Here is a 23,350-nt window from a genome sequence, read left to right as displayed (position 1 = left end):
GTGCTGCCCCATGCATACACAAATAGACCACCTCGTCATCGTTGCCCAAAGCCTAGAACAAGGCGTGCAATGGTGCGAAGACACTCTGGGCATTACGCCTAGCCCCGGCGGCGAACACACGCTTTACGGCACTCACAACCGCTTGTTCAAAATTGCCTCGCCCGCCAACCCCATGGCCTATTGCGAAATCATCGCCATTGATCCCAATGCCGTGCGCCCCAAACGCGCCTGCCCCACACGTTGGTTTGATATGGACAACCCCGTCTTGCAAAAGGCCGTGGCCAAAGAGCCGCGCTTGGTGCACTTCGTGGTGAACACACCCGACATCAAAACTGCCCGCATGGCTGTTCGCATGCAAGGCATTGACCGTGGCCCTGCTATTGCCGCTAGCCGCCGCACCAACCGCGGCACGCTCAACTGGCAAATCTCGGTGCGAGCCGATGGCCAACGTTTGTTTGACGGCTGCATGCCCACGCTGATTCAATGGGGCAAGCCTGAAGCCACCGACCCACTCAAGCTCCACCCCCGCAACACCCTCACCCGATCGGGTGTGACGCTGCAAAGCCTTGAAGTCACGCACCCCAGCGCTGACAAACTGCAAGCCGCTTATGAAGCCATCGAACTTGCGCGCGTGAGCGTGACCGAAGGCGCAGCCAACCTCAAAGCCACGCTGCAAACACCCAAAGGTGTGGTGGTGTTGGAGAGTTTGGGGCTTTGAACCTACTTGTGCTCTTGCACTTTCTCGTAGGCCGCCCACAACTTGCGCTGCATCTCGCAGCCGTCCATCATCAGCCCTGGCGCTGAAATACCCATAAAGCGGTCGGTCTGCATGATGAGCGCATGCGCTTGTTCAAACACACCCGCACCAAACAACTGGCGAATCGCGCCAACATAAGGCGCGGTGTCGCCACGGTCAGTCAGCAACACCAAGGTTTCAATACACGCGTATACCGCGCGGCGTTGCTGCGGTATTTGGTCAAAGTGGCGAATCCACTCGCAGCCTTCTACGGTGGCAGCTTCGTCGCCGCAGGCCAAAGCCAACAGCGTTTTGAGTTCGCCCACGCGCAAGTCGGCCCAAAAGCTGCCCATGTCGGCGGCCATACCAATCAGCCCCGCCACAGGACGCTCATCGGCCAAGTTGGATTCGTTCAACGAAGCCAACAAATCACTGCACTCTTCGTTGTCGAGGTCGGTCAAGTTGAGGATGGCTTCGCGCATTTCGTTGGCGATGCTGTTGTTCTCAAAGTCGAGGTCGTCCACGGGGTAGATCTCTGACATGCCCGGCACCAAAATGCGGCAGGCATAGACGCCCAAATGCTCGAATTCGGCAATATAGATGTCAAAGCCATCGTCGTGTATGCGTCGCACGCAGTAGGCATAGTCCTCGGCAGTGGTGCTAGAGAAGTTCCAATCCACAAACACATAGTCTGGAATCTCGCCTAAAAACTCCCAGTGAATGACACCGCTGGAATCAAGGAAATGAATTTCAATGTTGGGAGCGCTGGCCGCCTCGTCCAGGTCAAACGTGGGTGGGGAAAAGCCTTCCAAGGTATCGAGCGAGCGCCCTTGAAGCAGTTCAGTCAAGGCCCGCTCTAGCGCCACCTCCAAGCGCGGATGCGCTCCAAAGCTGACAAAGCAGCCCTGGTCTTCGGGGTGCAACAAGGTCACGTTCATCACGGGGTACTTGCCACCCAGCGATGCGTCTTTCACCAAAATGCCAAAGCCTGCGGCACGCAAAGCCGCAATGCCTGCAGCGATGCGCGGGTAGCGGTTAATCACCACTTCAGGAACATCGGGCAAGCAAATGCCTTTGCTAATGATTTTGGTTTTCACATGACGCTCGAAAATCTCCGACAGAGCTTGCGTGCGCGCCTCTGCAGCGGTATTACCCGCCGACATGCCGTTGCTCACATACAAGTTAGCAATGATGTTGACGGGGATGTAGGCCGTCTCGCCGTCGTGTTGTCGCACGAAGGGAATGGCGCAAATGCCGCGCTCTACGTTGCCCGAGTTGAAATCCACCAAGTTGGCACAGTCGATATTGCCCTCGGGGTTGTAGAGCCTATGCAGTTCGGCGTTGAGCAAACCTTGGGGCCAAGACCCATCGTCCGTCAAATCAAACCAACGCTCTTGCGGATAGTGCACAAACGAGGCATCTGCAGTGAGGGGGCCGAGGTAGAAATGCGTCCAAAAATAGTTGGTGGCCAAACGCTCAAAAAACTCCCCCAGCGCACTTGCCAAACACGCCATCCGTGTGGCGCCTTTACCGTTAGCAAACAAGGCGGGGCAATCGCGGTCATGGATGTGGACCGACCAAATGCCCTCCACGGGGTTGAGCCAACTTTTTTCTTGGATATGAAAACCCATCGCCTGCAACTTGGCTTGAAGGGAGTTGATGGTGGATTCGAGCGGCGCGTCTTTGCCGAGAATAAAACTGTGAGTAGGCAAAGTAAATCGCTTTTATAAATTACAGGGGTGCCCTAGAGCAAGCGCCCATTGTCAGGCCTACGCAGCCTCACCCAAGGTCGGGGTTTTCGCTCAACTATGTTGCGAAATACGGTGCGGCGTGTGTTGCTTTTAATCGTCTTTGGGCAAGGTGGCTAGCAAGGCCATGCCAGCCGCCATCACCCCAACCGTGAGCCACAACGCGCCTTTGAACGTGCCCGTGGTTTGCGCCATATAGCCAGCCACAACAGGCGCCAACATTTGTGCCGTGCCGTAGCTCAGCGTGAGCTTGGCCATCGCTTGACCTGGGTTGTTGGGAGCTCTGCGGCCCACCAAAGCCAAAGTCATGCTGACAATGCCAATAAAGGTCGCGCCATAACCCACCGCCCCTGCCAGCGCAGCCCACAACGCGCCAGACATGGCCGGCAACATGACCGAGAGCGTTTGCAAACCAAACGCCAAAAGCAAGGCACGCTTGTCGCCCAAACGCCGAACCACCAAATCCCAAATGAACACCGCAGGCATGGCCGCCAAACCCACCAACGCCCAAGCCAACGGGCCTTGACCCGCCAGCGCAGGCTCGCGCTCCACAATGGCCACGGTGAAGGTGGCGCTGATGACAAAACCCCAGCCCGCGGCAAAGTAGCTGGCCAGCAGGGTCCACGTCCAGCGACGCGAACCGAAACCGGTAACCACCGAGTGAGGCGACGCCACCACCTGCGGCGGCACAGGGGGCCGCCACACCCAAGCGGGCACAAAAAACATCAAGCCCAAAACAGCAAACGCCAGCCATTGGTCAGACCATGTGGGCCACAGCTGCGACAAGCCCCAAGCGCCCAGGGCCGACACCACAATGCCCAGCCCCAAGCCAATGAAATACAAACCCAGCTCGGGCCGACGCCCCTGCCGCATGAGCCAACCCAACACCAAACCTGAGCCCAGCAACATGCCCGTGGCACCGCACAAACCTCCGATGTAGCGAATCAAAGCCCACGCGGGCATCCAAGTGGTCAGCGCCATGGCGGCCACGGTCAGCAAAGACATCCACAAGCCCGCGCTATACAGCCAATGCCGCCAGCGCACATCGTCAATCCAGGTGGCGGCTAGTGCGCCGCTCATATAGCCCGCGTAGTTCATGGCGGCCAAGCCTCCGGCGGCTGCATCGGTCAATCCAGTTTGAAGTTGCAGGCTAGGCAACAGCGGCGTGTAGGCAAAACGCGCCAAGCCAATGGTCAACACCAAACCGCAAATACCACCCGTGAGAACTTGCCAAGGGTGAAGGTTTTTGTGCAAGTTTCAGCCCCGAGGACTCTTGGGTTTTTCAAACCCCGCATCCACCCAAGCCTGCGCCGTATTTCGGTTCAACTTAAACCCGGCTTCCACACGCACCTCGGCTAACGTGTCACCACCATCGTCTTGTGCGCTCAGTATGGCGTAGGGGTTGTCATCGTCGGGCACGATGTCTAGTAGCGCAGTAATGCGGCCAGTTTTGCCATTGACAGTGACCGACTGGTGCAAGGTGGCGTGCAACTGCTGTTCGCTTCGACGCACAAACTCGCTGGCGGTTTTGACCAAGGTGATGAAGGCGTTGCCGTCCAGCGGCTTGGGGTTCTTTTTGTCGCGGCCCATGGTCCACGGGCCAATCAGGGCGGCTTCGGTTTCACCGTCTTTGAACATGGCCACGGCCCACCCGTCGTCGTCTTCGTTTTTGATGACCTTGGCGGTCCATGTTTCGTTTTGCCAGAGGCGTGGCTCTTGCGCGAAGGCGCTGTCATCGAGAGCTTGCTGGGTGTTGTCTTCGTTCATTGTTGCGTCGGCATGGCGTCAAACCACGCGTTGATGTCTTTGGGGTTGGTCAAGGTGCGCACATGCATGTAGGCAGCCTCGGCCTCGGGATAAAACTTGCGCAAAAAATTCAGCCATTGTTTCAAGCGCCCTGCTTGGTGGCGCTCGCTCACATGGCCCGACACGATTTTCCAAAACGTGTGCAGGTGCGGCGGCAGGTCTTGCCAGCGCACTTCGGGTGCGGGTACGGGCAAACCGTTTGCAGCTGAATCGTGCGCTTGTATGGCCCAGCCAAGTCCTGGGTTGGTCACAATGCCGCGGCCCAACATCAAATCAAAGCAGCCTGATTCAGCCCGTGCATTGATGGCGTCTTGCACATTCCAAATTTCGCCGTTGGCCACCAGCGGCGTTTTCACCTTGGCTTTGATGTCGGCTATGCGGTACCAATACGCAGGCGGGCGATACGCATCGGCTTTGGTGCGGGCGTGCACCACAATTTCGCTGGCTCCGCCGGCCTCTAGCGCCAAGGCGCATTCTTCGGCGGTGCTGTCGTCGTTGAAACCCAAACGCATCTTGGCCGACACCACTTGGTGGGCAGGCACAGCAGCGCGCACGGCGCGCACAATTTGGTACAGCACCTCGGGGTCTTGCAACAAGACCGAGCCACCGCCGTGGCGGTTGACTTGCTTGGCGGGGCAACCAAAGTTCAGGTCCACCCCGTCGCAACCCATGCCAGTCACACGCGCGGCGTTGTCGGCCAAACATTGGGGGTCAGACCCCAATAGCTGGGGCCGCACAGGCACCCCCGCAAAGGTGCGCCCACCATTCGACAGCTCGGGCACGATACGCAAAAACGTGCGCTCGGGCAGCAAGGTGTTGGTGACGCGAATAAACTCGGACACGCAGCGGTCAACCCCGCCAATGCGGGTCAACACATCGCGCAGCACAAAGTCGAGCAAGCCCTCCATGGGGGCAAGAATGAGCATGGTTTTGGGAATGGGAGATAGAAGGCCGCAAGCAGCGAAGGCACCACTCTACCTAAGTCTGCGCATGCGTTGGTTTTGCTGGGACAATAGCGTTCTTATCTGTTCACCAAATTTCCCCTCTCCATGCCCGACCTGACACACGCTGAAGTCCGCCCCGCCACGATGCGCGACGCCGTCAAAATTGCTGAGCTTTACGCCGCCACCGCCAAAGAAGCTTTCAAAACCATGCAAACCGGCGCCAAAGTGCTGCCAGTGCCCGAAGAGAAAAACACCGTTTACTGGCGCGAAGCCATCGAATACGCCGAGCCACAAGTGCAAGTGGCTGTGAACGGCACCACCCTGATTGGCTTTGTGAGCTACGACCGCTCACGCGACAAAGGTACGCCCAACACCCTTGGCGAAATTTGGGACATCTATGTGGATACCGCTTACTGGGGCAAAGGCGTTGGCCTAGCTTTGTGGGACGCCGCCCGCGAAGGGCTGCAAGAAGAAGGCTGCACGCATGTGTCCATCTGGGTGCCCATTGCCAATGACCGCGCCATGCGCTTTCATGAGTTAGCGGGTTTTAAACGCGAAATGTCTAGCGCCAAGACCGTGCCCATGGGCCCCGTCAAGGTAGAAGAGATTCGGCTCAAGCAAGCGCTTTAATTTTTCATGTCTGAACACTACGCCGCCCTAGGGCTTAAAAGCGATGCCACGCTGGTGGACATCAAAAAGGCGTTCCGTCAAAAAGCCTCTCAGTTTCACCCCGACCGCAACGACGCCGAAGACGCGCCTGCGCGTTTTCGTGAAGTGCAAGAGGCCTACGACGTGCTATCAGACATAGACAAACGCAAAGCCTACGACGACAACCGTCGCCGCAATTTGCTGGATGATCCCGCACAGACGGCACGCGAAATTTGGCAAGGCTACTTTCAACAAGTGCTGAACCGTTCTTAAAGCATCGGCATACAAAACACCATGATCATTTCCCCATTTTTCCAAGAGCTGCGCTCTGCCTACCAAGCAGAGCTGGACGACCTCAACTCCGACTCCGAGGGCCAATACATCCTCGACAAACGCTTAGCCGAAAAGCGCAAAGAGCTGGGCTTTTTGCTGCAAATGATGGACCTCAACCCCGAGATGGTGGCTGTGGTGTTGCATCAAGCGTTTGAGTTCCATGAGCCCGAGTTGATGGCTCACTTCATCTCGCTCGACGCGGATGATTTGCTGAGCTGGGATGCTTTGTCTGAGGGCGTGCGGATTGCACCTTGGGCGCAGCCCATGGTCGAGCAAATCTTGGCCGAACCCGTGGGCGCATGGTTTATGACCGTGGCTGCTGCGCTCGAATACATGCACGGCACGCCTATGCGTTCAAGCGCACAGTCAAACGACGCCGATGCAGACGAGGATTTGCAAAATGTCGAGCGCGGTGACCAAGCCGAGCACGATGAAGAACGCGAAGCCCGCGAACGTGAAGAAGCAGGCAACGCGTGGATGGTCGAACAAGGTTTCGACAGCAAAGAATAAACAGGAGGCCACATGACCGACAAAACAAACGCCCTTGCATTGATTGCCAAAACACAAAGCCTTATCGCCGTAGGCGACATCACAGGCGCTGAAGCTGCGTTGGTCGAACTGGCCGACGCCGAGGGCGACCATGCCCTGATGGTGGTGCTAGAACAACTGCCCCCCAAAGACATCTTGGCCGTGATTCGTGAGTACGACACATCCAAAGAATCAGTCATCAACCTGCTGGTAACGCCCGAGCAATTTGCCCGCGCTGTGGTGATTGAAAAACAATACAAAGACCTCACCCGCACCCACCTGCGCGGCATGATGAACTCCATCATCTTTCGCGAAGACGCAGACACGGTTGAGTTCCTCAACGCCATCGGCGACCTTGAAGGCGGCGCTGAAGCTTTGGCCGATTACTTCAGCGAAAAGTGGAGCCGCATCGAAGCCTTTGCGCGCACCGGCACTTTTGACACCATGGAAGACGATGGCGACATGCTGTCTGAAAGCGCCCTGCTCGGCTCGGCCTACGTCAAGCCCCGCGTAGAAGAAGACGAAGTGGCCGACCAAGACTGGATGCAACTCGCTTGGATACTTCGTCACAAAATTCCCGACCTCTTCATTGAAATGCTGCTGGTGCTGCGCGCCAAAGCACGCGCCCATGATTCGGGCTTGTCTGAAGACGACGACGAAGAGGACGATGGACGCGTAGAAACCAGCGCCACCGACCGCGGCCAAGCCACGCCAGCCGCGCGTAATTCTGACGAAGAATCTGCCATCTAAGTTTGCCGCCAAACATGACGCAATCAGTTGCCCTTTTTGACGACCGCCCGTTCTTTGAAAAGGCCGTCGCCTATGGCATGCAACACGGCGTGCTGGACCAAGCCAAACTAGACGCCATCCAAACCGATGCACCCAAAGGCATGGTGCAAATTGCGCGTTACTTTGGCAGCGAGTATTTGCGCCCCGAGCTAGAAAAAGCCAAGGACCGCATCGTCAACATGGTCAGCCTCACGCTGCAAATTCAAAGCGGAGGCGACTTGCGCAAAGCCGCCGAGCAGCTGCGCGAGCACTCATTCATGTCACGCTCTAAAGCAGCATCAGACATGCTCAAAGCCCTCATCGTCATGCCGCAAAACACGCACTTTGGCATGAACGAGCAGGGTGGCTTTAGCGACAAACACATTCCGCAATTAGCCAAGTGGTCGCTGTGCAATTTGGCCGACTACCAAGCCGAATTGGCCAAGCGCCAACAAGTGGCCCACGTCATTGACGCTGCCATCTGGATGGCCGACCAACTAGGCCTGCATGCCGACGATTTAGTAGAAGCGGGCTGCGATGCCGAAGCCGTGATTCGCACCGCGCTATTGGCTGCGGCCACCCAACACAAGGAAATGCCAGACTGGGTGACGTTCCAAAAAATAGTCGCCACCCTGCGTAAACCTAGCGCGACTCAAAACATCAAGTTGGCAGCACCCAAAAACTTACCCGCCGAATTCAAAGCGGCGGTGGCGCAAGTACAACAAAGCGTGGAAGCCGACCTGCCCAAAATTTTGGATGCCAAGCTCACGCCCCAAAAACTGTTCAACCAAACACCTGCTTTTGTAGGACGTTACTTTTGGACAGAGGACGCCTTGTCCGAAGTGGACCACTTTGACCGCCAAACCTCTGCCGAGTGGGCCAAAGCCACAGGCGGCCACAGCGACGACAGTTCGTTGCTCACGCTCTTTTTGTGCATTGCTTCAAGCAGCAAAGGCCAAACGATGCTGACTGAAAAAACGGCAACCAGCTTGATTCGCAAAATTCGCAAATCTGGCGTGCAGCCAGAACTGGCCAAGGTGTTCATCCAAACCAATGCTCCCATCGAGCACCAAGAAGGCTATCTGGCGATGTGGGCTTCGTTCCTCGACGAAGCCTTAGACACATTACAGACCGACCACGACTACAAACTGCACGATGCGCTGTCGCTTTTGAAGCGCGAGTGCAACGTGGCTGATTAAGCAGTGCCCCACGCCGTTGCTCGCCTGCGAGATAGCCGCCTCGCCCGCAGCGTCAAACCCTTTCTAGCCCGCGGCGGCCCCAAAGGTGAGCGCTGCGCAGGCTGCCGCTTAGTGCCTTCTCATTGCATTTGCGCCCTGCGTCCCCAGGTGCATACCCGCGCAGGCATTTGCTTGCTGATGGCAGATATCGAACCGCTCAAGCCCAGCAACACTGGCTGGTTGATTGCCGATGTGGTGGCCGACACCTTTGCTTTTGGCTGGGCACGTACCGAAGTAGACCCAGCGCTGCTGGTGCTCTTAAGCAACCCGCAATGGCAGCCCTATGTGGTGTTTCCTGCTGAGTTTGCAGTTGCCGAACGTGTGGTGCACGAGGTGACCCACACGACGGACAAGCGCCCACTTTTCATCCTGCTAGACGGCACATGGGACGAAGCCCGCAAGATGTTTCGCAAAAGCCCTTATCTGCAAAACTTTCCTGTGCTTAGCCTGCACCCCAAACAACTGTCGCGCTACACCCTGCGCCGCGCCCAAAACGAAGCGCACCTTTGCACGGCCGAAGTGGGCGCCATGTGCCTACAGCTGGCAAATGACTCGCTGGCTGCACAGGCCCTAAATGCCTACTTGGATGTATTCACAACACATTACGTCAAAGCCAAACATCAGCAGCCAGTAGATTTAACTGACGAGGTGCATGTGCGGTTGCAAGAACTGGCGCAGCGTTCGTGACCGACAATCACCCTCTTTCACCCTTAGGTCAGTAGCGGCTCTTTTTTATGGCGATTCAATGGTTCCCCGGACACATGCACCTCACGCGCAAAGCGATTGGGGAGCGCATCAAAGAGATTGACGTTGTCATCGAAATGCTTGACGCCCGCTTACCCGGATCGAGTGCCAACCCCATGCTGGCCGAGTTGATCAAGGGCAAGCCCGCCCTCAAAATTCTCAGCAAACAAGACCTGGCTGATCCCGTCCGCACCTCGCTATGGCTGGCCCACTACAACGCCATGCCCGGCGTACGCGCCATGGGTCTAGACACCAGCATGACCTCGCCCACCAAAGCGCTGATCGATGCTTGCCAACAACTCGCGCCCAACCGTGGCGGCATGGCCAAGCCTATGCGCGTGCTGATTTGCGGCATTCCCAACGTCGGTAAGTCCACCCTCATCAACACCCTCAAAGGCAAACGCGCAGCCAAGACGGGCGACGAAGCCGGCGTGACCAAAACAGAACAACGCATCGCGCTAGCCGATGACTTTTATTTGTATGACACGCCGGGCGTGCTGTGGCCGCGCATCATCGTCGAGCAAAGCGGCTTTAACTTGGCTGCCAGCGGCGCCATTGGCGTGAATGCGTTTGACGAAGAAACCGTGGCGCTGGAGCTGCTCAACTACCTCATTCCCCACTACCCCGAGGTGCTTCACCAGCGCTACACCATCGACGATGTGGCCAGCCACACCGATGAAGACATGCTTGAAGCCATTGGCCGTAAACGCGGCGCAGTGCAAAGCGGCGGGCGCATCAACACCACCAAAACCGCGCACCTCGTCATTCACGATTTCCGCACCGCTGCGCTAGGCCGCGTGACACTTGAAACTCCAGAGGAGTTTGCCGCTTGGCTGGCAGAAGGAAAAATAGCAGACGCTGAGCGTGCGGTGCGCAAAGAGGCGATTGAGAAAAACAAAAAAATAGCGCACAAATCTAAAAAGCGTTGAACCCAAATCAGCCACTCATGACACAACGCCTAGAAACCCCCGACAAAGAAGCCATCGCCCTACTCCCGCCGTTTGAACGCTTGGGGCTAGACCGCATCACCTTGGTCAATACGGCTAAACAAGCCCAGATGGCGCATGACACCTTGATCAACTCACGCGCGTGGGGCTTTGACACCGAATCCAAACCCACCTTCAAGGTGGGCGAACAATCGGATGGGCCGCATGTGTTGCAACTGGCCACGGCCGAGCGCGCATGGGTCATTCAACTCCACGACCCCGAATGCCGCGCCGTCGCCGCCAACTTGCTGGCACGTGGCGGTATTGCCAAAGCAGGTTTTGGTTTAGGCGACGACCGCAAACGCATCATTCAAAAACTGGGGGTCGAGCCAGCAGGCATCTTGGAGTTAAACACCATCTTTCATGCGCGGGGTTACCGTAAAGACATGGGTGTCAAAGGTGCAGTGGCTGTGCTGTTTAACCAGCGGTTTCAAAAATCTAAAAATGCAGCCACCAGCAACTGGGCTAACACGCACTTGAGCGAAGCGCAATTGGTCTATGCGGCCAACGATGCGTATGCGGCTTATGTGGTTTGGGAAGCTCTCGGCATTTAGGCTGTTGTCTCGTGGGTGTCTTGCATCTGGGCACACCTTCCCTATGATGATTTAAATTGGTTTTAGACAAACCAACGATTCATCACAGGAGAACACTTTGCGCATCGCTACTTTCAAGCTCAATGGTCAACGTCATGTGGGCCAAGTGTCTGCCGACGGTCATCACGTCACGGCCTTTGCACTGACCGAAGAGCAAGCCCATCATGGCGCGCAACCTATCATTGATGCACTTGTAGCTGGCCGTGCGTTGCCTGAGTTGGCAGGCGCATCTCATGACATTTCACATGTCCAACTCGAAGCACCTTTGCCTATTCCTCGCCGCAACGTTTGGTGCGTGGGCCGCAACTACCACGCACACGCCAAAGAACTGCAAGCCTCCGTCTTCAAAGACAGTAACACCGACACCCAAGCTTGGCCCATCGTCTTTACCAAAGTGCCCGAATGCGTGGTGGGCCCAACGGCCGATGTGCATCTGCCAGGCGCTGCCGTGTCCGCCCAAATCGACTACGAAGCTGAGCTGGCGGTGGTCATTGGCAAAGGCGGCAAGAACATCAGCCAAGCCGATGCCATGAGCCATGTGTTTGGCTATACCGTGGTCAACGACGTGACGGCGCGAGACGTGCAAATGCGCCACCAACAGTGGGACATGGGCAAGTCGTTTGACACCTTCTGCCCCATGGGCCCGTGGCTGGTAACCGCTGACGAAGTGGATGGCCGCAACACCCGCGTGCGTTGCTGGGTGAACGGCGAATTGCGCCAAGATGGCCCGACTGAGAACATGATTTTCGACATCCCCACCTTGATCGAAACCATCTCACGCGGCATCACGCTCTACCCCGGCGACATCATCGCCACGGGCACACCTGCTGGCGTGGGCATGGGCCTAAACCCACCTCGCTACATTGCAAAAGGCGATGTGATCCGCGTCGAGATTGACGGCGTGGGCAGCATCGAAAACCGCTTCGTTTGAACTGATAAAAAAGCAGGCCGGCTGTCGCCTGACCTGCCAGAGAACCACCAAAGGAGACAAGACATGAAACGACGTCATTTAATTTCTGCTGGTTTAGGCGTGGCACTAGCCATTCCCATGACTCTGGCCAGCCTTCCAGCCGCGGCACAGGCTTATCCCACCAAGCCCATCACCATGGTGGTGCCGTTTCCACCGGGTGGTGTGGCTGACACGGTGGGACGTCCCGTGGCTGAGGCCATGTCGCGCCACCTCAAACAAAGCATGGTGGTGGAAAACAAAGGCGGCGCAGGCGGTGGCATTGGCATGGCGCAAGTAGCCAAATCCAAACCTGATGGCTACACCGTGCTGATGTCTTTGTCGTCGTTGGTCGTCTTGCCCGAAGCCGACAAAATTCTGCAACGTGCTCCCATGTATCAGGTGAACCAGCTCAAAGCCATTGCACGCTTCACCGCCGATCCCACCGTGCTGGTAGTGCGCAGCGACAGCCCTTGGAAAACCTATGCCGAGTTCATTGCTTTCGCCAAGGCCAATCCCGGCAAAATTTCGTTTGGCTCGTCTGGCAACTACGGCACCATGCATGTGCCGATGGAGCAGCTCAAAGTCGCCACCTCCACCTTCATGCTGCATGTGCCCTACACCGGTGCAGCCCCTGCGGTGATGTCCTTGCTCGGCGGCCAAATTGATGCGGTGTCCACCGGACCAGCAAGCGTCAAGCAACACATCACATCGGGTCGTTTGCGAGCCTTGGCGCACTGGGGTGACGGCCGCTTGGCCAGCATGCCCGAAGTGCCTAGCTTTAAAGAGCTGGGCGTGCCCATTCAATACTCGCAGTGGTCAGGCATGTTTGTGCCTGCCGACACCCCCGCTGCGGTGGTGGAGAGCTTGCGTCAAGCCGCCAAATTTGCTGCGCAAGACGCTCGCGCTGTGGGCGCGTTGACGGCCGCTGGTACCTCGTTCATGTACCAAGATGCTCCCGAGTTTGAACGCTTTGTGCAAGCCGACGCCAAAGACATGAGCGGATTGGTGGCACGCATTGGCAAAGTGGATTGATTCAAAGAAATTGGCCATTCTCATACCGCAACTGATTAACTAGGAGACAAGACATGATGAAACTACCCCGCGCCCTTCAACTGGTGGCCCTTACTTTAACCATGGCCTCTGGCTTGGCACATGCGCAAAGTTACCCCAATCGCCCAGTCAAAATCGTGGTGCCATTTGCGACCGGTGGCCCTGCTGACAACTACGCCCGCTTCATGGCGCAGCGCCTCAGCGAAGAACTCAAACAGTCATTTGTGATCGACAACAAGCCCGGCGCGGGCTCCATCATCGGCACCGACTTTGCCGCCAAGTCTCCTGCCGATGGCTATACCTTGCTGATGATGTCCAACACGCAAACCGTGAATGAGTCATTGATTCCCAACAAGCCTTTTGGCTTGATGAAAGACTTTGTCGGTATCGCGCCCATCAATTACTCCAACTTGCTGTTGGTGGTGCATCCCTCGGTACCTGTTAAAAACGTGGCGGAGCTTGTGGCTTTGGCCAAATCCAAGCCTGGCAAACTAAACTACGCCTCTTCTGGCAACGGCACGCCTTACCACATGGCGGGTGAATTGTTTAAGCACATGGCGGGTGTCGACATGACGCACGTGCCTTACAAAGGCAGTTCGGGCGCGCGCACCGATATCGTTGGCGGCCAGGTGGACGTGATGTTTGATGCAGAAACCACCATGACCGAGTTTGCCCGTGGCAGCAAGGTACGTGCGCTGGCTGGCACTGGCGTTGCCAGGTCTGCCAACCTGCTGGATCTGCCCACCGTGGCTGAGACCGTGCCCAAATACGAAGCCACCATTTGGCTGGGCCTCATGGCGCCCAAGGGCACGCCGGCCGACATTGTGAACAGACTCAATGCCGAAGTGCGCAAAATTGTCAACAACCCCGAAGTGAAATCCACCTGGGCTAAACAGGGTGCTGTGCCCATGTCCATGGCTGTGCCTGAGTTTGAGCAATACCTCAACGCCGACATTGCCAAGTGGGCCAACATCGTCAAAGTGTCGGGCGCTAAAGCGGATTAATTCATGAGCCCCAATATGCATGTATTGAGTGGCGGCGCTGCCGCAGCCGTGGTCAAAGCTGTAGAAGCTGAATTTAAAAAAGCCACGGGACAGACCATTCATGGCACGTTCAGCGCGGTAGGCATGATGCGCGACAAACTTTTGGCGGGCGAGCCCTGTGATGTGATCATCCTCACCCGATCGCTCATTGACTCACTCATCGCCTCAGGCCATGTGGTGGCAGGCAGTGCACGCTCTTTAGGCCATGTGAAAACGGGTGTGGCCGTGCGCACAGGCGATGCACATCCGAGCGTCAAAAACCGCGCCGAATTGCACGCAGCCCTCAGCGCTGCACAAGGCATTTATTTTCCAGACCCAGAAAAAGCCACCGCAGGTATTCACGTCTTGAACGTTCTGAAAGCACTTGGTCTTGACCAGTCCCTCAGCAGCAAATTTCGGGTGTATCCGAATGGTGCCACCGCCATGTGTGCAATGGCCGAGAGCACGGAAAGCCATCTGATTGGCTCAACCCAAGTGACCGAAATCAACTACACCGAGGGCGTGGACTTGGTAGATGTATTGCCCACTGAGTTTGAGCTGATCACCGATTACACGCTAGGCGTTTGCACACGCACGCACAACCCCGCGCATGCGCAAATGCTGGCGGAGCTTTTGACAGGGGACGCATCGGCAGTCGTGCGGAAGCAAGGTGGGTTTGAGTTTTAAATTAGCGCGAACTACCGCTCATACACACAGCGAAACCCGAGGTACACCACATAAGTATCTGCAGGTTTAAAGGCCTGCACATCGGCCTTCATGTTGAACGCACCGTACCACCAAGAGCCGCCAACCGTGCGCCGTTCACGCCCTTTGCTGTCGGGGCTGTCGGTCGTCCACTCCCACACATTGGCCCCCATGTCATACAAGCCATTTACGCCTTGCTTGGTAGCCCCCGCAGGCGCGGCGCGGGGCCATGGGTCGGCGTCACTCGTATTTGCACCTTGCGGGCTGTCGCCCGTGGTCCAAGGATAAGTTCGGCCTTTTTGCCAAGGCGCTGGGGGTGACTCGCGCAGTTCGGTAAAGCCTGCCATTTGCCACTCAGCCCCCGTGGGCAAACGGCCACCCGCCCAACGGCAATAGGCTTGCGCTTCAGCAAAATCCAAATGTACGGCGGGCATGTCTGCGCTGGTCGTCTGGCCATCGGGCTTTCGCCAGGACCAACCGGGCCGACGCTCCCAACCCGCGACGTATTCAAAACCACCGCCCTCTTTTTCAGCCCGAGTAATGGTGCCCGTTGCACGCACGTAGCGGTCGAATTGCCCAATGGTGACTTCGGTTCGGTCAATCGCAAAGTTGGGCAACGCCACTTTGTCACCCACTTGAGCGTGAGTGGCGCTCATGAAAAAAATCACACGCAATAAAACACTCAGCCGGATGCACTTGATTAGCGCCCAATTGTTGATATGCATGACATGGAGTCCTTAATGATTTGATAATTTTATGATTTCAAACTAGCTAAGAAGCGTATTTTGGAAAATCACATTAAAGCTTGTGCACTGTTACTGAAGTGACAGCTGGAGGGCATTTCAAGGATGCCTCAAGGGTTTACGTGCGTGTGATGAGAAGGCTAAATTTGTAGCATGCCAGTTGTTTAAGTTGTCACATCAAACAGCGGAGCTTTTAAAAAAACCATGTCTAAAGTCATCATCACCTGCGCTGTCACAGGTGCAATTCACACCCCCTCCATGTCACCCAACTTGCCGGTGACGCCAGAAGAAATTATTGAAGCTTCTTTGGGAGCCGCCGCTGCAGGCGCAGCCATCATCCACTTGCATGCGCGTAACCCGATCACTGGCAAGCCAGACCAAAGCCCGGAAGCCTTTGCCAAGTTTTTGCCACAAATTAAAGCGGGCACCAACGCCGTCATCAACCTCACCAGCGGCGGCTCGCCGTTCATGAACATCGACGAGCGCATTCAGCCCGCCATGCGTTTTTCGCCCGAAGTGGCGTCCCTCAACATGGGCTCGTTGAACTTTGCACTGTTTCCAATGTTGGAGCGTTTCACTGATTTGAAACACGACTGGGAACGTGAACATTTAGAGGGCAGCCGCGACCTGATTTTTCGCAACACGTTCAAAGACATTGAGTTTGCATTGAAAGCCTGCAACGCCAACCAAACCCGCTTTGAGTTTGAGTGCTACGACATTGGCCACCTCTATAACTTGGCGCACTTTGTAGACAAGGGTTTGATCAAAGCGCCCTTTTTTGTGCAGTCGGTATTCGGTATTTTGGGCGGCATCGGCACGCATCCAGAAGACGTGATGCACATGAAACGCACGGCAGACCGCTTGTTTGGCAAAGACTACCAGTGGTCGGTGCTGGGCGCTGGGCGTCATCAAATGCGCATTGCCGCCATGAGCGTAAGCCTAGGCGGCAACGTGCGCGTTGGCCTTGAAGACAGCCTGTGGATTGGCAAAGGCAAACTGGCCGAAAGCAACGCACAGCAAGTGCGCCAAGCACGACAAATCATCGAAGGGCTGGGGCATGAAGTGGCCACACCGGATGAGGCCCGCGCCATGTTGCAGCTCAAGGGCGCAGAAAACACCAAGATTTAATGACACCAACGGAGACCAACCTCATGCAACGCAGACACCTTTTGACAGCCGCATCCGCAGCTGCTGCATCCATCGCCATGCCTTCTGCTTGGGCACAAAGCGCTGGCTACCCCAACCGCCCGATCAAGGTGATCGTGCCTTTTCCCGCTGGTATTTCGCCCGATGTAATTGCGCGTTTGGTGGGTGACAAACTCAGCCAAGCACTAGGGCAACCGGTGGTGATCGACAACCGCCCAGGTGCTGGCGGCATGATCGGATCAGAGGCGGGCAGCACCAGCGCGGCCGATGGTTACACCTTGTTTTACAGCGTTAAGGCCGTCCACGCGATTGCGCCTAACGTGTACCAAAAGCCACAGTTCAACCCCGTGCGTGATTTCAAAGCGGTGACCCAATTGCTGCTGGTGCCCCATGTGCTGACCGCATCACCCAACACACCTTACAACAACATGAAAGAGCTGGTGGAGTTTGCCAAACGGAACCCCGGCAAGATCGACTTTGCCTCTTTGGGCGTGGGCTCGCATCCCCACGTGGCCATGGAAGCATGGGCACAACGCTTGGGCATCAAGCTCAACCACGTCCCCTACAAAACCAACCCATCGCCGGATGTGATGAGTGGCGTGATCAGCCTGTCCATTGAAGGCTCCGCCTCCGCCATTCCGCTGATCAAAGCTGGCAAGGTCAAAGGCTTGGCCATCTCGGGCGCTGAGCGCATTGCCAGCTTGCCCGATGTGCCGACCATGACTGAGTTTGGCTCCACGCTGGATGTAAACGGCCAAATCGGCAGCTCTTGGCACGGCATCTTTGCGCCCAGAGGCACGCCTGACGACATCATCGCCAAGCTCAACACTGAGATTGTGAAGATTGTGAAGATGCCCGAAATTCAATCACGCATGCGTGATTTGGGCCTCACCCCCACCGGGACCTCTGCCGAAGCGCTGGCCACAGTAGCCGCCTCCGACTATGCGTTTTGGGGCAAGATTGTGAAAGACTTTGACATCAAAGTAGAGTGATGCCCCATCGCCTCTGAGCTCTAAAATGGTTGAGGTTATTGGCTTGATGTTTGAGCCCAACCTCAACCTTATTTTTACCATGTTCGACACCGCAGGCCACGGCGCTGGCAAACACTCTGACCCCGCCAGTGAGGTGCTGCATTTTGCCAACTGCCAATGGCAGGTGCGTCGGCCCAAGCCCTTTGTGTTGGTGATTGAGGGCGAAGTAGGCGTCAGTCATGACCAAGCCGCAGCCCCCAGCGACTACCTGCACAACAAGCTGCTTTTGCCCGAATGGCGCGAGGCCTTTTACCAATTGGTCGATGACACGGGCATGGTGGTGTGCCTGAATGTGCACACCCAGCACCCCACCTACCGAGACGTGCGCGGACGCTCTAGCAAAGGGCGACTGAGCCAAGGCGAGTACTACCACCACGACGGCTGCACCGGGCCTGTGAAGCCGCGCTTTGTCGAAATACGCTGCCCCATTCAGCCGCAAACGCGTGGCGTGGCCACCGCTGTAGCGCCCCATCACGATGTGGTGAAAGCCATGGTGCAAATGCTACCTGCCGAGTTGGCCACCTCGCCTGCGCTAGCTCAGCAAAACATGAGCGAAGACATCATCAGCCAGATGGACGATGCCGCGCTCGACCACTTACAAGGCCTCATCACCCGCACCGTGCGCAAAAAGCTCAACGCCGAAGGCGCACGCAGCTACTTTCGTCAAGTAGATGCCGCCGCCAATGCTTACTTTGAACCCTGGGCCCTGGGCGAAAGCCGCTTCATTGCCAACGCCAACAGTAGCATCACCATGCAACACCGCCGCGCCTACCAAGCCCCACACACCGGCGGTGTGGCCAATGGCCACTTGGTTAAGCGCTGGACGAATGAAGAGCTGCTGCTACCCGGCCAAGTGGTGGACCAAGCCTTGATTGCTGCGCTGTGCAGCGAGGAAAGTGATGAGGGGTGCTACTTAGGCCCGCATTGAAGTCAATTGCGCGCGTTAAGTCTGCACCCCGAATTTAAAAACCGATCACAATCCAATCACACCGCCATCTTGGCGGGTGATCACAATCGTGGCCGAGCGCGGACGGCCCTTGGCACCGTAGCCTTGGTTGCCAGGCCACATGCTTTGCGGCTCACTGCCACTAGCCAAAGGCTTGGACAACTCGCCAGGGTGCTGGATGTTGACAAACAAGGTACGACCATCGGCGGTTTCTGTGATGCCGGTGACCTCTGAACCCTTAGGAGCCACCAAAAAGCGGCGCAGTTTGGCATCGCCCAAAGCGGCGCCCACAAAGGTTTCTTGGGTGCCAGTTTGCTCAACACCACCCACCACCATTTTGTTTTTGACCGTGACCTTGCCACCGTCGCCCACGTGACCTGGAATGGCCGCCAACATCATGCAGTTGGTCTCGTCGGTCATAGCGCTGTCATCGGTCTGGATCCAACAAATGCCGGTGGCCTTGCTAAACCACATGCCATCAGGGGAAGAGAACGCGTTTTTGGCCGAGAGTCCGGAAAGGTTGGCGTCGCCTGAATCCTCTTCTGCGCCAAACAAGAAGATGTCCCAAGCAAAGGCCTTGGCCGTCGACTTGCTGTCCGACTCTTTGAAACGAATAATGTGGCCGTTGGGGTTGCCCATGGCTTTGTTGCCATCCATATCCATGTAGGCGCGCGGGTTGGCTGCATCCACTTTGGTAGGTGTGCGGTTGACTGCGTTGTTGTTGGTCAGGGCAAAGTAGATTTCACCATTGCGGTAGTTCACTGCGCCCCACTCAGGACGGTCCATTTTGGTGGCGCCCACCGCATCCGCAGCCAATCGTGGGTTGACCAACACATCGCCTTGGTTGGCAAATTTGTAAGCCGCAAAGTTGGCGATGCGCGGATCGGCAATGTTCAATTCCAACCATTCGCCTTTGCCTGTTGCATCAAAACGGGCCGCGTACAGCTTGCCTTCGCTCAGGTACTTGTCACCGGCCTGCATGCCGCCGCCTACATCGCGAGGATCCCACAACGCAGTGCTTACAAACTTGTAGATGTATTCGTTGCGCGAATCGCAACCCATATAAAACGCCAAGGGCTCACCAGCTTTAGGGATGCCGCAAACCGCAGCTTCGTGGGCAAAACGGCCCATGGCTACGCGTTTGGCGGGGGTTGAATTAGGGGCCAGCGGATCGATTTCAAAGTTATAGCCGAAGGTGTTGGCTTCGTTGCGGAAATCTCTTTCGGCGTTGGCACCCACAGCGGCCAAGTTCCAACGGGCAAAACGGTCGTCGGTGGTCGACACGGTGTGCCAGCCTTGGCTGATGGCTTTTTGCACACCGGCAGCGGGGGCAGCAGCAGCCACGCCATAACGGCGACGTGCCGTGACGTCTTTGGCTGGCAAAGCTGCGCCTGCGCCCGTGGTCTGGAAGTAAAACGCCCAGTTTTCTTCGCAACCCAAGTAGGTGCCCCAAGGGGTTTTGCCATGGCCGCAATTGTTCAAAGTGCCGCGCGACATAGAGCCAGCAATGTCCCAGCGGGTCACCATAAAGCTGCGGATGTTGTCGATCTCAGCGCGTGGGCCGCTGATACGTGCTGGCGTTTGGGCTGTAAAGCGGCGGTTCAAAGGCGAGTCCTGCTTGATCCGCCAGCCTTGCGGGGTCTTGACGATTTCCACGACCGAAATGCCGTGGTGGTTGATTTCCTTCAGCACTTCCAACTCGGGGCGTGTGCCCAAATCCCAAGCGCCAAACTGGTCAAACTTTTTGCCACTCACGCCATTGGAAGTTTGGCCGTTGGGGTGCATGAAGTGCGCATCGGCCGAGCTTTCGTGATTCACGCACAGCACGGCGCGGCCAGTTTCATTCTCGGTGTAGCGGCCGTTGGCATCGATGTAATAAAGGTCCATGCCGTCGTGATGATCACCAATGCGGCGCGACCAGTCGTCGGATTCGACGCCCTTGTTGGAGTAAGCAGGCAAAGCTGAATCCAGTGCATCACCCGTGGCGTGCAAAACTGTGTATTGATAGCCTGGAGGCAAAATGACGTTGTCCAACAGGCTCTTATCTAAAGAGGGAAAACCCAGCGCAGAAGGCGCTGCGGCCATGCCCGAGAGCATGCTGGCGCAACCAGGCAGCATGGCCAAACTGGCCAAGCCCAAGCCGCCACGCAACAAACCACGGCGTGCGGGGTTTTGCAGGGATTGAGTCAGAATGTCTTGAAAATGGGGGTTGTTAGAGGGGTTGAGGTCGATATCTTGGTCGTGGGCTGACATGGTTTACTCCTTAAGGTAGAGCCATTTGAAACGCCAAATATGACTTTTTCATGTCTAAATTCTGGCTTCGGCTGGTGAGGAGGAAATCGCAAACTACCATGCGTCACCTCCGCCGCCATGCCGATGCTTTCGCCCGGCGTGGGATGTCAGGCGGGGTTCTTCCCCGGCAACTCTTCAAACTTGACGGCCAGAACTGTACTTTGCAGCCATGCGCCACTTTCGCCGCCATGCCTTTGCGGCGATAAAACCACATAAACACCGCAAAATATGCACCGTATATCTTGCACATGAGGCGTATTCACCGCATAATCACCGCATGAATAGCGGCGATAAACTTTATATCTGGGAGCAAGACACTTGGACCAAGTGGACCTACGCGCACACGCGCTTGGCCCCACTACTGGCGCAAGTGCACCACGCTCAAGGGCTGCTGCTAGGCCGCATGCACGACATTGGCCTAGAGCAACGCGACCAAGCCACCCTGCGCGTGCTGACCGAAGACGTGATCAAGACTAGCGAGATCGAGGGCGAAATGCTCAACCCTGATTCGGTGCGCTCGTCCATCGCCCGCCGACTTGGCGTGGACATTGGCGCACTTGCACCCGCTGACCGCCATGTGGAAGGCGTGGTGGACATGGTGCTAGACGCCACCCAGCAGCACGACCAAGCACTGACCGTGCAGCGCCTGTGCGGCTGGCACGCTGCCCTCTTCCCCACAGGCTACAGCGGCATGACGCCCATCCGCGTAGGTGCGTGGCGCAACGACGCACAAGGCCCCATGCAAGTGGTGTCTGGCCCGTCGTACCGCCCACGCGTGCACTACCAAGCACCGCCTGCGAATACGCTAGAAGCTGAAATGGCGCTGTTCCTAGATTGGTTCAACACCGCCAGCCAAGACGACCCGCTGATCAAAGCTGGGCTGGCCCACTTGTGGTTTGTGACGGTGCACCCGATGGACGACGGCAATGGCCGCATGGGCCGCGCCGTGGGCGACTTGGCACTGGCCCGCGCTGAAGGCACAGCGCAGCGCTACTACAGCCTGTCGGCACAAATCCAGCGCGAGCGCAAAGACTATTACAACCAACTCGAACGCACCCAAAAAGGCACGCTGGACGTGACCGATTGGCTAGAGTGGTTTTTGGGTTGCCTGCTGCGCGCCGTGAAAGGCGCACAAGGCACGCTGTCTGCCGTGCTGGGCAAAGCCAACTTCTGGCGGCAATGGGCCGACACACCCATGAACGAGCGACAAATCAAACTGCTCAACAAGCTGCTAGATGGCTTTGACGGCAAGCTCACCACCAGCAAGTGGGCAGCGATTGCCAAATGTTCGCAAGACACCGCACTGCGCGACATCAACGAACTGCTAGAGCGCGATGTGTTGATGCGGTCTGAGGCGAGTGGGCGGAGTACGAGTTATGAAATTCGGTCAACTACGGTTGATGCATTTGGCGGTATCAAGCAAGGTTTGAATGAGGCTATTGCTCACGCAAAAAATCAATAGTCACTGAGCTGGCAGAAACGATCTTCAATAAAAAGAAGCCGCCAACCCTTTCAGGTTGGCGGCTTCTTTATTTACAGCGCGAAGCGTTTACTTCTTGCCAGGCGGCAAGTCCGTGCAGCTACCATGCGCGACTTCTGCCGCCATGCCGATGCTTTCGCCCAGCGTGGGGTGTGGGTGGATGGTTTTGCCGATGTCCACAGCATCTGCGCCCATCTCAATCGCCAGAGCGATCTCGCCAATCATGTCGCCTGCGTGCGTGCCCACCATGCCGCCGCCCAAGATCTTGCCGTGGCCGTGGGCCTCGGGTGAGTCGTCAAACAGCAGTTTGGTCACGCCTTCGTCGCGGCCGTTGGCAATGGCGCGACCTGAAGCCGACCAAGGGAACAAACCCTTTTTCACCTTGATACCTTGCGCTTTGGCTTGGTCTTCGGTCAGGCCAACCCACGCCACTTCGGGGTCGGTGTAGGCCACGCTTGGGATGACGCGGGCGTTGAATGCAGCAGTTGCCAGCTCTTTGTTGCCTTGCAGTTCGCCCGCAATCACTTCAGCCGCCACGTGTGCTTCGTGCACCGCCTTGTGCGCCAACATGGGCTGGCCCACGATGTCGCCAATGGCGAAGATGTGCGGCACGTTGGTGCGCATTTGAATGTCGACGTTGATGAAGCCACGGTCGGTCACAGACACGCCTGCTTTTTCAGCGTCGAGTTTTTTGCCGTTGGGCGTGCGGCCCACGGCTTGCAACACGAGGTCGTACACCTGCGGCGCGGGGGCCGTGCCACCCGGCTCAGCGCTCTCGAACGTCACTTCAATGCCTTCTGGCAAGGCGCGTGCACCCACCGTCTTCGTCTTGAGCATGATGTTGTCAAAGCGCTTGGCGTTCATCTTTTGCCAGACTTTGACCAAGTCGCGGTCAGCGCCTTGCATGAGGCCGT

General features: G+C 56.9%; 24 protein-coding genes. 17 read left to right on the top strand and 7 right to left on the bottom strand.

Going from position 1 to position 23,350, the window contains the following annotated elements:
• Nucleotides 1-10: 10 nt before the first annotated feature.
• Nucleotides 11-718, top strand: a complete 708-nt coding sequence (locus ABWP81_RS08415) for a VOC family protein (protein WP_353141027.1) — start codon at nucleotides 11-13, stop codon at nucleotides 716-718.
• A 2-nt stretch (nucleotides 719-720) separates the two neighbouring features.
• Here ABWP81_RS08415 and ycaO read toward each other — a convergent pair whose 3' ends face one another.
• The 4 genes from ycaO to ABWP81_RS08395 form a co-directional block, all read right to left on the bottom strand.
• On the bottom strand, nucleotides 721-2,448 hold the full coding sequence (gene ycaO / locus ABWP81_RS08410) for a 30S ribosomal protein S12 methylthiotransferase accessory factor YcaO (protein ID WP_353141025.1): 1,728 nt from the start codon (nucleotides 2,446-2,448) through the stop codon (nucleotides 721-723).
• Nucleotides 2,449-2,577: 129 nt separating this feature from the next.
• Nucleotides 2,578-3,738, bottom strand: a complete 1,161-nt coding sequence (locus tag ABWP81_RS08405; RefSeq protein WP_353141023.1) for a YbfB/YjiJ family MFS transporter — start codon at nucleotides 3,736-3,738, stop codon at nucleotides 2,578-2,580.
• A gap of 3 nt (nucleotides 3,739-3,741) precedes the next feature.
• Nucleotides 3,742-4,251 (bottom strand): hypothetical protein, encoded by a 510-nt coding sequence (locus ABWP81_RS08400; RefSeq protein ID WP_353141021.1) that lies wholly within the window; start codon nucleotides 4,249-4,251, stop codon nucleotides 3,742-3,744.
• The gene (locus ABWP81_RS08395; RefSeq protein WP_353141019.1) at nucleotides 4,248-5,216 is read right to left on the bottom strand and encodes a tRNA dihydrouridine synthase; all 969 of its coding nucleotides are present in this window, start codon (nucleotides 5,214-5,216) and stop codon (nucleotides 4,248-4,250) included. The genes ABWP81_RS08400 and ABWP81_RS08395 overlap by 4 nt, the downstream gene beginning before the upstream one ends.
• Before the next feature lie 132 nt (nucleotides 5,217-5,348).
• Between ABWP81_RS08395 and ABWP81_RS08390 the strand changes: the two genes are divergently transcribed.
• From ABWP81_RS08390 to ABWP81_RS08335, 12 genes are all read left to right on the top strand, one after another.
• Entirely contained in the window at nucleotides 5,349-5,864 is a 516-nt protein-coding gene (locus tag ABWP81_RS08390) for a GNAT family N-acetyltransferase (RefSeq protein ID WP_353141041.1), read from the top strand.
• Nucleotides 5,865-5,870: 6 nt separating this feature from the next.
• On the top strand, nucleotides 5,871-6,155 hold the full coding sequence (locus tag ABWP81_RS08385) for a DnaJ domain-containing protein (protein WP_353141017.1): 285 nt from the start codon (nucleotides 5,871-5,873) through the stop codon (nucleotides 6,153-6,155).
• A gap of 21 nt (nucleotides 6,156-6,176) precedes the next feature.
• Complete coding sequence (locus tag ABWP81_RS08380; protein WP_353141016.1) at nucleotides 6,177-6,725, top strand: hypothetical protein; 549 nt, start codon at nucleotides 6,177-6,179, stop codon at nucleotides 6,723-6,725.
• A 12-nt stretch (nucleotides 6,726-6,737) separates the two neighbouring features.
• Nucleotides 6,738-7,493 (top strand): hypothetical protein, encoded by a 756-nt coding sequence (locus ABWP81_RS08375; protein WP_353141014.1) that lies wholly within the window; start codon nucleotides 6,738-6,740, stop codon nucleotides 7,491-7,493.
• A 14-nt stretch (nucleotides 7,494-7,507) separates the two neighbouring features.
• Nucleotides 7,508-8,710, top strand: a complete 1,203-nt coding sequence (locus ABWP81_RS08370) for a hypothetical protein (protein ID WP_353141012.1) — start codon at nucleotides 7,508-7,510, stop codon at nucleotides 8,708-8,710.
• 3 nt (nucleotides 8,711-8,713) lie between these two features.
• On the top strand, nucleotides 8,714-9,436 hold the full coding sequence (locus ABWP81_RS08365) for a tRNA-uridine aminocarboxypropyltransferase (protein ID WP_353141010.1): 723 nt from the start codon (nucleotides 8,714-8,716) through the stop codon (nucleotides 9,434-9,436).
• A 47-nt stretch (nucleotides 9,437-9,483) separates the two neighbouring features.
• The gene (gene ylqF / locus ABWP81_RS08360) at nucleotides 9,484-10,422 is read left to right on the top strand and encodes a ribosome biogenesis GTPase YlqF (RefSeq protein ID WP_353141008.1); all 939 of its coding nucleotides are present in this window, start codon (nucleotides 9,484-9,486) and stop codon (nucleotides 10,420-10,422) included.
• A 17-nt stretch (nucleotides 10,423-10,439) separates the two neighbouring features.
• Nucleotides 10,440-11,033 (top strand): 3'-5' exonuclease family protein, encoded by a 594-nt coding sequence (locus ABWP81_RS08355; RefSeq protein WP_353141006.1) that lies wholly within the window; start codon nucleotides 10,440-10,442, stop codon nucleotides 11,031-11,033.
• Between the two features lie 97 nt (nucleotides 11,034-11,130).
• Nucleotides 11,131-12,003: a fumarylacetoacetate hydrolase family protein gene (locus ABWP81_RS08350; protein ID WP_353141004.1), complete on the top strand. Its 873-nt coding sequence runs from the start codon at nucleotides 11,131-11,133 to the stop codon at nucleotides 12,001-12,003.
• Nucleotides 12,004-12,066: 63 nt separating this feature from the next.
• Nucleotides 12,067-13,053 carry a Bug family tripartite tricarboxylate transporter substrate binding protein gene (locus tag ABWP81_RS08345; protein WP_353141002.1) on the top strand — a complete coding sequence of 329 codons (987 nt, stop codon included), beginning with the start codon at nucleotides 12,067-12,069 and terminating at the stop codon, nucleotides 13,051-13,053.
• A 53-nt stretch (nucleotides 13,054-13,106) separates the two neighbouring features.
• Nucleotides 13,107-14,075 (top strand): tripartite tricarboxylate transporter substrate binding protein, encoded by a 969-nt coding sequence (locus ABWP81_RS08340; RefSeq protein ID WP_353141000.1) that lies wholly within the window; start codon nucleotides 13,107-13,109, stop codon nucleotides 14,073-14,075.
• A 3-nt stretch (nucleotides 14,076-14,078) separates the two neighbouring features.
• Nucleotides 14,079-14,780, top strand: coding sequence for a substrate-binding domain-containing protein (locus tag ABWP81_RS08335; RefSeq protein WP_353140999.1), 702 nt, complete (start codon nucleotides 14,079-14,081; stop codon nucleotides 14,778-14,780).
• 11 nt (nucleotides 14,781-14,791) lie between these two features.
• On the opposite strand, the gene ABWP81_RS08330 is transcribed toward ABWP81_RS08335, so the two are convergent.
• On the bottom strand, nucleotides 14,792-15,454 hold the full coding sequence (locus ABWP81_RS08330) for a formylglycine-generating enzyme family protein (protein ID WP_353136143.1): 663 nt from the start codon (nucleotides 15,452-15,454) through the stop codon (nucleotides 14,792-14,794).
• A 291-nt stretch (nucleotides 15,455-15,745) separates the two neighbouring features.
• Between ABWP81_RS08330 and kce the strand changes: the two genes are divergently transcribed.
• From kce to ABWP81_RS08315, 3 genes are read left to right on the top strand one after another with little or no spacing between them, the layout of a single operon-like run.
• Nucleotides 15,746-16,669: a 3,5-dioxohexanoate:acetyl-CoA acetone transferase gene (gene kce / locus ABWP81_RS08325; RefSeq protein WP_353136140.1), complete on the top strand. Its 924-nt coding sequence runs from the start codon at nucleotides 15,746-15,748 to the stop codon at nucleotides 16,667-16,669.
• A gap of 23 nt (nucleotides 16,670-16,692) precedes the next feature.
• Nucleotides 16,693-17,679 (top strand): Bug family tripartite tricarboxylate transporter substrate binding protein, encoded by a 987-nt coding sequence (locus tag ABWP81_RS08320; protein WP_353140997.1) that lies wholly within the window; start codon nucleotides 16,693-16,695, stop codon nucleotides 17,677-17,679.
• A gap of 25 nt (nucleotides 17,680-17,704) precedes the next feature.
• The gene (locus ABWP81_RS08315) at nucleotides 17,705-18,646 is read left to right on the top strand and encodes a hypothetical protein (RefSeq protein ID WP_353140995.1); all 942 of its coding nucleotides are present in this window, start codon (nucleotides 17,705-17,707) and stop codon (nucleotides 18,644-18,646) included.
• A 45-nt stretch (nucleotides 18,647-18,691) separates the two neighbouring features.
• Here ABWP81_RS08315 and ABWP81_RS08310 read toward each other — a convergent pair whose 3' ends face one another.
• Entirely contained in the window at nucleotides 18,692-20,917 is a 2,226-nt protein-coding gene (locus tag ABWP81_RS08310) for a PhoX family protein (RefSeq protein WP_353140993.1), read from the bottom strand.
• Nucleotides 20,918-21,233: 316 nt separating this feature from the next.
• Here ABWP81_RS08310 and ABWP81_RS08305 point away from each other — a divergent pair, with 316 nt between their 5' ends.
• Nucleotides 21,234-22,418 carry a Fic family protein gene (locus ABWP81_RS08305; RefSeq protein WP_353137101.1) on the top strand — a complete coding sequence of 395 codons (1,185 nt, stop codon included), beginning with the start codon at nucleotides 21,234-21,236 and terminating at the stop codon, nucleotides 22,416-22,418.
• Nucleotides 22,419-22,505: 87 nt separating this feature from the next.
• On the opposite strand, the gene ABWP81_RS08300 is transcribed toward ABWP81_RS08305, so the two are convergent.
• The coding region (locus ABWP81_RS08300; RefSeq protein ID WP_353140991.1) for a dihydrolipoyl dehydrogenase family protein at nucleotides 22,506-23,350 on the bottom strand (845 nt) is incomplete at its 5' end.

Origin of the sequence: Limnohabitans sp., assembly GCF_040401135.1 — a bacterium.
GTDB lineage: Bacteria > Pseudomonadota > Gammaproteobacteria > Burkholderiales > Burkholderiaceae_C > Limnohabitans.
This window is presented reverse-complemented; position numbering and strand designations above follow the sequence as displayed.

Bases quoted from the DNA above. Each gene is read 5' to 3' on its own strand.
- ABWP81_RS08415 (WP_353141027.1), top strand. From the start codon at position 11: ATGCATACACAAATAGACCACCTCGTCATCGTTGCCCAAAGCCTAGAA.
- ABWP81_RS08400 (WP_353141021.1), bottom strand. From the start codon at position 4,251: ATGAACGAAGACAACACCCAGCAAGCTCTCGATGACAGCGCCTTCGCG.
- ABWP81_RS08395 (WP_353141019.1), bottom strand. From the start codon at position 5,216: ATGCTCATTCTTGCCCCCATGGAGGGCTTGCTCGACTTTGTGCTGCGC.
- ABWP81_RS08385 (WP_353141017.1), top strand. From the start codon at position 5,871: ATGTCTGAACACTACGCCGCCCTAGGGCTTAAAAGCGATGCCACGCTG.
- ABWP81_RS08380 (WP_353141016.1), top strand. From the start codon at position 6,177: ATGATCATTTCCCCATTTTTCCAAGAGCTGCGCTCTGCCTACCAAGCA.
- ABWP81_RS08375 (WP_353141014.1), top strand. From the start codon at position 6,738: ATGACCGACAAAACAAACGCCCTTGCATTGATTGCCAAAACACAAAGC.
- ABWP81_RS08370 (WP_353141012.1), top strand. From the start codon at position 7,508: ATGACGCAATCAGTTGCCCTTTTTGACGACCGCCCGTTCTTTGAAAAG.
- ylqF (WP_353141008.1), top strand. From the start codon at position 9,484: ATGGCGATTCAATGGTTCCCCGGACACATGCACCTCACGCGCAAAGCG.
- ABWP81_RS08355 (WP_353141006.1), top strand. From the start codon at position 10,440: ATGACACAACGCCTAGAAACCCCCGACAAAGAAGCCATCGCCCTACTC.
- ABWP81_RS08345 (WP_353141002.1), top strand. From the start codon at position 12,067: ATGAAACGACGTCATTTAATTTCTGCTGGTTTAGGCGTGGCACTAGCC.
- ABWP81_RS08340 (WP_353141000.1), top strand. From the start codon at position 13,107: ATGATGAAACTACCCCGCGCCCTTCAACTGGTGGCCCTTACTTTAACC.
- ABWP81_RS08335 (WP_353140999.1), top strand. From the start codon at position 14,079: ATGAGCCCCAATATGCATGTATTGAGTGGCGGCGCTGCCGCAGCCGTG.
- ABWP81_RS08330 (WP_353136143.1), bottom strand. From the start codon at position 15,454: ATGAGCGCCACTCACGCTCAAGTGGGTGACAAAGTGGCGTTGCCCAAC.
- kce (WP_353136140.1), top strand. From the start codon at position 15,746: ATGTCTAAAGTCATCATCACCTGCGCTGTCACAGGTGCAATTCACACC.
- ABWP81_RS08320 (WP_353140997.1), top strand. From the start codon at position 16,693: ATGCAACGCAGACACCTTTTGACAGCCGCATCCGCAGCTGCTGCATCC.
- ABWP81_RS08315 (WP_353140995.1), top strand. From the start codon at position 17,705: ATGGTTGAGGTTATTGGCTTGATGTTTGAGCCCAACCTCAACCTTATT.
- ABWP81_RS08310 (WP_353140993.1), bottom strand. From the start codon at position 20,917: ATGTCAGCCCACGACCAAGATATCGACCTCAACCCCTCTAACAACCCC.
- ABWP81_RS08305 (WP_353137101.1), top strand. From the start codon at position 21,234: ATGAATAGCGGCGATAAACTTTATATCTGGGAGCAAGACACTTGGACC.